The 8,116-nt window shown below is 54.6% G+C and carries 7 protein-coding genes; 5 read left to right on the forward strand and 2 right to left on the reverse strand.

What is annotated here, in order from left to right; translation table 11 throughout:
* On the reverse strand, positions 1–224 hold a 224-nt coding region (locus RW114_RS18955; protein ID WP_340124311.1), incomplete at its 3' end, for a phage integrase N-terminal SAM-like domain-containing protein.
* Positions 225–1,160: 936 nt separating this feature from the next.
* Between RW114_RS18955 and RW114_RS18960 the strand changes: the two genes are divergently transcribed.
* Genes RW114_RS18960 through RW114_RS18970 form a run of 3 tightly spaced genes read left to right on the forward strand, consistent with a single transcriptional unit; the run spans position 1,161 to position 5,204 of the window.
* Positions 1,161–2,366, forward strand: a complete 1,206-nt coding sequence (locus tag RW114_RS18960; RefSeq protein WP_340124312.1) for an NAD(P)/FAD-dependent oxidoreductase — start codon at positions 1,161–1,163, stop codon at positions 2,364–2,366.
* A 14-nt stretch (positions 2,367–2,380) separates the two neighbouring features.
* Positions 2,381–3,652 carry a glucoamylase family protein gene (locus RW114_RS18965; RefSeq protein WP_340124313.1) on the forward strand — a complete coding sequence of 424 codons (1,272 nt, stop codon included), beginning with the start codon at positions 2,381–2,383 and terminating at the stop codon, positions 3,650–3,652.
* A gap of 28 nt (positions 3,653–3,680) precedes the next feature.
* Positions 3,681–5,204: a mercuric reductase gene (locus RW114_RS18970; protein WP_340124314.1), complete on the forward strand. Its 1,524-nt coding sequence runs from the start codon at positions 3,681–3,683 to the stop codon at positions 5,202–5,204.
* Positions 5,205–5,216: 12 nt separating this feature from the next.
* On the opposite strand, the gene RW114_RS18975 is transcribed toward RW114_RS18970, so the two are convergent.
* A complete protein-coding gene (locus RW114_RS18975) occupies positions 5,217–5,609 on the reverse strand; it encodes a hypothetical protein (protein ID WP_340124315.1) in 393 nt (130 codons plus the stop codon).
* Positions 5,610–5,929: 320 nt separating this feature from the next.
* On the opposite strand from RW114_RS18975, the gene RW114_RS18980 reads away from it, so the two are divergent.
* Together RW114_RS18980 and RW114_RS18985 are read left to right on the forward strand one after the other, a co-directional pair.
* A complete protein-coding gene (locus RW114_RS18980) occupies positions 5,930–6,895 on the forward strand; it encodes an ABC transporter ATP-binding protein (RefSeq protein ID WP_340124316.1) in 966 nt (321 codons plus the stop codon).
* Complete coding sequence (locus tag RW114_RS18985) at positions 6,892–7,653, forward strand: ABC transporter permease (protein WP_340124317.1); 762 nt, start codon at positions 6,892–6,894, stop codon at positions 7,651–7,653. Before RW114_RS18980 ends, RW114_RS18985 begins: the two co-directional genes overlap by 4 nt.
* Positions 7,654–8,116: the final 463 nt, after the last annotated feature.

Consider the following 8,116-nt stretch of genomic DNA (forward strand, 5'->3'; position numbering starts at 1 on the left):
GCCGCATTCAGGGAAATAGACGAAATGCCGTGATCGACCAGATACAACTGATAACGGCGTAAATCCTCGGCGCTGGCGGTATCCGGCGAGCGCCCCAGGAAACTCGAGAAACGCTTTACAACTCGAATATACCCGGCCTGAGTTTTGGGGGAAAGTTTACGCATCCGCATGTCGTCGATCATGCGTTGGCGTAACGGGGTAATGGATTTAATTGTCGAAGTCATGACACTGCTCCTATCTTGAAACAAGGCGGATTGCCTCATTTCTTAACATAGGGAACAGTTACACTCTTTCAATTACCGGGAGGCTTAAAATCGCAGACACCATAGCGCGAAGCGGTTTAGTCCACCGACCCACAAGAGCCATTCAATCCATATTTCCGAATGACACCATACCCACGAAAAGCGGCCAGTCGATTCAAGTGAACCAACTGACTCTATGTTATCCCACCAAAATCCAACCGGAAATAAGAAATAGAGTGTGATTATTGGCATTATAAAGAGCGACATGTCGTTGAATGCCTGTTCGGCAAGTTCAAGCACTATCGCAGAATTGCTACGCGATATGAGAAAAAGGATATTAATTACATGGGAATGCTGTCGTTTTCCTCGGCACTGTTATGGTTGAGATGAAACGTCAACAGAACCTAACAAGTTCCAGGTTGACCGGGGAGTCGCTATTTTTGCTAAAGCTTTTATAGGCATCCCTGCCCAACAAGCGGCAAAAGCTACGTGACCGCTAATGCCTGCGTCTGCCCCAGCCGTCCTGCTTCTTTCGCTGGACACCCAACAAGGGGTACCTAGCATCATTCTCGCAATGACTCGACGCGATTTCGGAAAGCCTGCATTTCACTACGCAAAAAGCGCTTCATGAAAACACGTGCACTATCGCTTCTGGGGACTACTCGACTCCTGTCTCGCAGCGAGTGCTGGCGGCCAATGATTTTGAAGTCATGATCGAGGATAAGGAATTTTAGGCACCCATAACTCTATGCTCATTAGGAACTTTGAAACGTAGTGGTCGGAACATGGCGTTGTGTATGCCAGCGTACAGACAACATTCTTTGTGTAAAGGACAATTTCTTCTCAATCTATAAGGGCGCTGCGCAAATCCAGACAGCAACTCTGGAAAGAGTAAGTAAAAGACAGGAGACACAAACTATGAAGCACTACCAATATTTGATCATTGGCGGCGGAATGACCGCAGCGGCCGCGGTGGATGGCATCCGCGAAGTCGATTCAACCGGCAGCATCGGGCTGATCAGCGCGGAACTTGACGTTCCGTACGACCGCCCTCCTCTCTCGAAGTCGCTTTGGAAGGGCAAGTCCATGGACGTCATCTGGCGCAAGACGGAGCACAAAGGCGTTGAGATTCACCTTGGCCGTGTCGTCAAAGAAATTTTTCCCGAGCAGAAACGTGTTGTGGACGACAAGGGAGACGTTTTCACCTATCAAAAACTCTTGTTGGCCACGGGCGGCAAGCCGCGGCGCCTTCCGTTCGGCGATGACAAAATCATCTACTTCCGCACCCTGCCGGACTACCGGCGTCTTCGCGCGCTCACCGAAACGGGGCGGCGGTTTGCCGTAATCGGTGGCGGCTTTATCGGTTCGGAGGTCGCTGCGGCGCTGGCTATGAACGGGAAAGAAGTGGTGATTATTTTCCCCGAAAAAGATATTGGAGATCGCGTCTTCCCTAGCCCTCTCGCTCAGTTTGTGTCTAACTTCTACAAGCAAAAAGGCGTTGAGGTATTAGCAGGCGAAGAGATTGTTGGTTTGGAAGCACGCGGCAACCAACATGTTTTGAAAACGAGTGCAAACCGGGAAATCGTGGTGGACGGCGTGGTGGCGGGAGTCGGCATCGAGCCGAACGTTGAACTTGCTCAATCCGTGGGGCTCGAGGTGGAAAACGGAATCGTCGTGGACGAGTTCCTGTGCACCAGCCATCCCGATATCTATGCGGCAGGAGACGTTGCTGTATTCTACAACCCTGCGTTGGGAAAGCGCATTCGAGTCGAACACGAGGACAACGCCAATTCCATGGGACGATTGGCGGGGAGGAACATGGCTGGCAAGTCTGAGCCCTATCATCACCTGCCATTCTTCTACTCCGACATGTTCGATTTGGGATACGAAGCCGTGGGCGAAGTGGACTCACGCTTGGAGACTTTTGCCGACTGGAAGCGACCCAACGAGGAAGGCGTCATCTATTACTTACAGAACGATCGCGTGCAGGGTGTACTGCTGTGGAATGTGTGGGAACAGGTGGAAGCCGCTCGCCAATTGATCGCCGAGCCTGGTCCGTTCACTGTAAAGGATCTCAAAGGGCGGTTGCCGGCTAAGACCTCAATCCCGAAACCGGATTCATGAGCAACGAGTCTTTGATGAACGAGCAGAGACTCGACCAGCTCCAGCGTGCCGCATTCGGCTACTTCCTGCAAGCCGTAAATCCGGCCAATGGACTGATCGCCGACACCTCGCGCGGGAATTCGCCGGCCAGCATTGCCGTCGTCGGGTTCGCCCTGTCGGTTTATCCGGTGGCGGTGGAGCGCGGCTGGATGGTGCGGGCCGACGCAGTCAAACGCAGTCTATCCGTGCTGCGTTTCTTTCATGACAGCGATCAAAGCGGCAGCCCGGAGGCGACCGGCTTCAAGGGTTTCTACTACCACTTTATCGACATGCGCACCGGCGCCCGCGTCTGGCGCTCGGAGCTGTCGACGATTGACTCCGCGCTGCTGGTTGCCGGCGCGCTGGCCGCAAGCATGTACTTCACCGCGAATACGCCTGAGGAAACCGAGCTGCGCGAACTGGTCGAGACGCTATACCTTCGCGTCGACTGGCGATGGTCGCAGGGCGGAGCGGCAACGATCAGGCAAGGCTGGAAGCCGGAATGCGGATTCCTGCACTACGGGTGGGATGGTTACAACGAGTCTATCGTCCTCTATGTCCTCGCGATGGGCTCGCCGACGCATCCGCTCAAGGACGACAGTTACGAGGCCTGGACGGCAACCTATCAATGGGAACATCTGTACGGCTACGATTACCTGTATGCGGGGCCGCTGTTCATGCACCAGTACTCGCATGCATGGATCGATTTTCGCGGCATTCGGGATCGCTTCATGCGCGAGAAGCGCTGCGACTATTTCGAGAACAGCCGACGGGCAATTGAGGTTCAGCGCGAGTACGCGCGGCGCAACCCGAACAGGTTCGCCGGTTATGACGAAAACTGCTGGGGCCTGACGGCCTGTGATGGCCCCAGCAATCTGCTGCCAGAACTGGCCAACCAGCAGCGCAACTTGTTCGGCTATGCCGCGCGTGGCGTGCCGTACGGGCCCGATGACGGAACTCTCAGCGGATGGGCGGCTCTGGCATCGCTCCCGTTCGCGCCCGAGATCGCCTTATGCGCCGCACGCAACATGCTGCAACGCTATCCCGAAATGCTGACCGCTCAGCGGTACACCAGCAGTTTCAATCCGACTCTCGCCAATGCCGACAGTAGCGCCTGGGTTTCGGTCGGTCACTTCGGGCTAGACCAGGGCATTGTGGTGATGATGATCGAAAACCATCGTACCCAACTGATCTGGCGACTAATGCGGGACTGTCCTTATGTCAGCGCCGGTTTACGGCGCGCCGGATTCCGCGGCGGCTGGCTTTAGCCGCTCCCTTTATTCAAGGATCGCAACCATGCAGCAGCGCAACGCCTTTTACTCGACAGCCCCACCGGACGCGCACGATCGCGAGCGGCTGGGAAACGTGCATCCAGCCGGATGGCGCAATCCGCAGCCGGCAGGCCGGTACAACCTGGTGGTTGTCGGTGCCGGCACTGCAGGACTGGTGGCGGCGCATGCTGCAGCGGCACTGGGCGCGAAAGTCGTGCTGATCGAGCGCGACCTGCTCGGAGGCGACTGCCTGAATATTGGCTGCGTGCCGTCGAAAGCGATCATCCGCACGGCGCGGCTGTACGCCGAGATGCGTAATGCCGAGCAGTATGGCGCGCAAATCCCGAGCGATATCCGCGTTGACTTTGCTGTCGTGATGGAGCGCATGCGTGGCATTCGCGCTCGTATCAGCCGCTCCGATTCGGTGCACCGACTGATCGCGGCCGGCGTGGATGTCTTCTTCGGCCAGGCGCGCTTCACCGGAACCGATACGCTGACAGTGGATGGCACGAAACTGCGCTTCAAAAAGGCACTTATCGCTACGGGCGCGCGGCCGAACACGCCCTCAATTCCCGGCCTCGTCGAGACCGACTATCTGACTAACGAGAACATCTTCGACCTGACCGAACTGCCGCGTCGCCTGCTGGTGATCGGCGGCGGCCCGCTCGGCTGCGAACTGGCGCAGGCGTTCTGCCGCTTCGGAGCACAGACCATTATTGCGCAGGAAAAACCGCTGTTCCTGCCCAAGGAAGAGCGCGACGCCGCGCAGCTCCTCTCGGATGCATTTGCGCGCGACGGCATCGAGGTGCGCCTGAACACCAGAGCCGTTAACATACGCGTGGAAGGCGGGCAAAAACTCGTCGATCTGGTCAGCGACGACTACAGCATCACGGTAGCGGTCGATGCCATTCTGGTCGGCACAGGCCGGGTACCGAATGTCGACGGCCTGAATCTGGAGGCCGCAGGCGTCGATTTCGACACTATCACCGGCATCCGGGTCGATGATTTCCTGTGCAGCAGCAACCGGCGCATCTATGCCGCCGGCGATGCCTGCCTGGAGCACAAGTTCACCCATACCGCCGACGCGTCGGCGCGCATCGTGGTTCAGAATGCGCTGTTCCTCGGCCGTAAGCGTCTGAGTGCACTGACGATTCCGTGGTGCACCTACACCGATCCGGCAATCGCTCATGTCGGGCTTTATGTGCGGCAGGCGCGCGAGCGGGACATCCCGGTGAAGACCTTCACCATCCCGATGCACGACGTGGACCGCGCGATCGCCGACGACGAGGAAGTAGGCTTCGTGAAGATTCACGTCAAGGAGCGGACGGACCGGATACTCGGCGCGACAATCGTCGCCCGTCATGCGGGCGATATGATCAATGAGATCACGCTGGCGATGGTTGCGGGGATCGGATTGCGTACCCTCGCCCACGTCATCCACGCCTATCCGACCCAGGCAGAAGCCATCAAGAAGGCGGCGGACGCCTACAACCGCACGCGTCTGACACCGAGACTCCAATGGCTGCTGCGACGCTGGCTAACATGGTGACCTGGCAAACATTTAAAGGTCGTCTTCGAATTCTTCCCAGGAGAACTTGGCTGGAGTGTTACCAACATTAAAAACGCGCCAATACCAGTGTTGCGGAATGGCCGAATAAGAATGAATGGTTTCAGGATCGCCGCCGATTGGTTGATCACTCCTAGTGTCGTATAGGTTCTTTGTTGGCGGAGCATTGATTCGGCCGTACAGGACGGGATGGCCGCTGATGGGTGTGACGACTATTTGAATCTTCTTCGAAATACCGCTTACATTGCTGTGTTGGCCTTCCATTGGGGCACCATCTGCTGCAATGATCGTGGGGCCGCTGCTAATTCGGTAGTCGTATAGGTACAAGGGCGGGTAGCCGTCCCCCGCTTTCAATTGGCAATTGTCGATAGTCGTGTTGGCATCCATAACACTTCAAACTAAAAATACAATATGTATAGAAACGTATGACACTAACCCGATGAATTAATTGCTTTGGTATTCGAAAGCCTATTGTTATTAAATATAGACTTTGAGATTGATTAAACTACACGTCTATGGGACTTTATTACTGTTGTTTGTTTAAACGCACCCAAACATCAGATTACAATTAAGGTCTGCGCTTTTAGACTACTGCCGGAGGAACGGCAGGTTTAGTCATGATTGCTCAAGATAAACAATTATTTATATAATTTCATTTCACACTATGAAAGAGTCCTTATGCCTAGCCTATTGCATCCATAAATACAATGCCCACATCTGCAGCCGCCGAAAATACCGTTCCCATCATCTTCGTGCGCGACGTTAACAAGACGTATGCCAGCGGTTTCCAAGCACTCAAAGAAATCAACCTGGAGATAAAACGCGGCGAGATATTTGCCTTGCTCGGACCCAATGGTGCGGGCAAGACGACACTGATTAGCATCATCTGCGGCATCGTCAAGGCCACCTCTGGTACTATCATCGCCGACGGTCACGATACCGTGCGAGACTACCGCGCGGCGCGGGCAACCATCGGGTTGGTACCGCAGGAACTCTATACGGACTCGTTTGAGTCGGTCTGGACCACGATCAAATTCAGTCGGGGGCTGTTCGGTAAGGCACCCAACCCAACCCACCTGGAAAAAGTGCTGCGCGATCTGTCCCTGTGGGACAAACGCAACGAAAAAATCATGACGTTATCGGGTGGCATGAAACGTCGCGTGCTGATTGCCAAAGCCCTCGCGCATGAGCCAACGATATTGTTCCTTGATGAGCCGAGTGCCGGCGTGGATGTGGAGTTACGACACGACATGTGGCGCATGGTGCGCGAACTACGTGCGCAGGGTACTACCATCATTCTGACTACACATTACATTGAGGAAGCCGAAGACATGGCAGACCGCATCGGCGTCATCAGCAAAGGTGAGCTGATCGTTGTTGAAGACAAAGATGTACTGATGCGCAAGCTCGGCAAAAAGCAGCTCACGCTGACTTTGCGACAACCCATGACCAGCATTCCGGCTGGGCTAAGCGCTTGGTCGTTAGCGCTCGCCGACGATGGACACGCCCTGGTTTATAGTTTCGACACCCAGGAAGATGAAACCGGTATTGCCGAGCTATTGCGCACGCTAGGTGATCACGGCATCGAATTCAAAGACTTGCGCTCCAGCGAGAGTTCACTGGAGGACATTTTCGTCAGTCTGGTGCATCAGTCCAAGGAGGCACTGAAATGAACATCTATGGCATCCGCGCCATTTACCACTTTGAAATGGCGCGCACCTTTCGTACGCTATGGGAAAGTATCGCCGCACCGGTGCTGACCACCTCGCTTTACTTCATCGTATTCGGCAAAGCCATCGGTTCGCGTATGGGCGACATTGACGGCGTCAGTTATGGCGCCTTCATCATCCCAGGGTTGGTTATGCTGAATTTACTGAACGAAAGCATATCCAATGCTTCTTTCGGCATCTACATGCCGAAGTGGGCAGGGACTATTTATGAGCTGCTATCAGCACCGGTTTCGTGGGTCGAGGTGCTGATTGGTTATGTGGGGGCGGCGGCGACCAAGTCGGTGATATTAGGCCTACTCATTCTGGGCACCGCTCGTATTTTCGTGCCTTACGAGATCGCCCATCCCTTGTGGATGATCGCCTTTCTCGTGCTCACTGCTATTACCTTCAGTCTATTTGGCTTCATTATCGGCCTGTGGGCCGATAATTTTCAGAAACTGCAGGTGGTTCCGATGTTGATCGTCACCCCGCTCACATTCTTGGGCGGCGCGTTCTATTCGATCACTATGTTGCCTCCATTATGGCAGAAGATCACCCTGTTCAATCCAGTGGTATATTTGATCAGCGGCTTTCGCTGGTGTTTCTACGGCGTCGCCGATGTGCACATCGGCATGAGTATTGGTATGACATTTGGCTTTCTTATCATCTGCCTGACTTTTGTAGGGTGGGTGTTTAAGACTGGGTACAAGATTAGAAACTGAGGTGACGATCATGGGTCTGATAGCTCAACAGAGGCCTTATATAAGGCTGAAAGCGATTACTGAATTGTAAATCAATGCCCCGGTCCTGAGTGGCAAAGATCCCTTTGGCAATTAATTCGGGTCGATGGGTTCGGATATTTGCAGCTAATTCGAGCCGAAAAAAGGATGTTTGCTGGTCTTAGGGATTATGTTTACAGACCGTTACTGAGAGCTAGCTAATCTACCTCTGGCTGTCATCGTCCTGTTTTTATATGTTACGTCCGCTTTCCGTATGAATGCGGTCATAGGCCCGGCTACGGTGATCGACCGCACATGTTAAGGGTTGTCAGATGCCTGCCCTCCTGCGTAGGACTGCAAGATGCCACAGATCCTAGTGGGCAGGCGCCTGACAAGCCTCGAGGGAGGAAATCGCGGGATATACTAAGGCTGGTCACGACAGGCGATGGACTATGGAGATTTGAGT

The organism is Methylobacter svalbardensis (assembly GCF_037671525.1).
In the GTDB taxonomy this organism is placed as follows: domain Bacteria; phylum Pseudomonadota; class Gammaproteobacteria; order Methylococcales; family Methylomonadaceae; genus Methylobacter_A; species Methylobacter_A svalbardensis.

Coding starts and splice junctions, on each gene's coding strand:
- RW114_RS18975 (WP_340124315.1), bottom strand. CDS start 5,609: ATGGATGCCAACACGACTATCGACAATTGCCAATTGAAAGCGGGGGAC.
- RW114_RS18980 (WP_340124316.1), top strand. CDS start 5,930: ATGCCCACATCTGCAGCCGCCGAAAATACCGTTCCCATCATCTTCGTG.
- RW114_RS18960 (WP_340124312.1), top strand. CDS start 1,161: ATGAAGCACTACCAATATTTGATCATTGGCGGCGGAATGACCGCAGCG.
- RW114_RS18965 (WP_340124313.1), top strand. CDS start 2,381: ATGAACGAGCAGAGACTCGACCAGCTCCAGCGTGCCGCATTCGGCTAC.
- RW114_RS18985 (WP_340124317.1), top strand. CDS start 6,892: ATGAACATCTATGGCATCCGCGCCATTTACCACTTTGAAATGGCGCGC.
- RW114_RS18970 (WP_340124314.1), top strand. CDS start 3,681: ATGCAGCAGCGCAACGCCTTTTACTCGACAGCCCCACCGGACGCGCAC.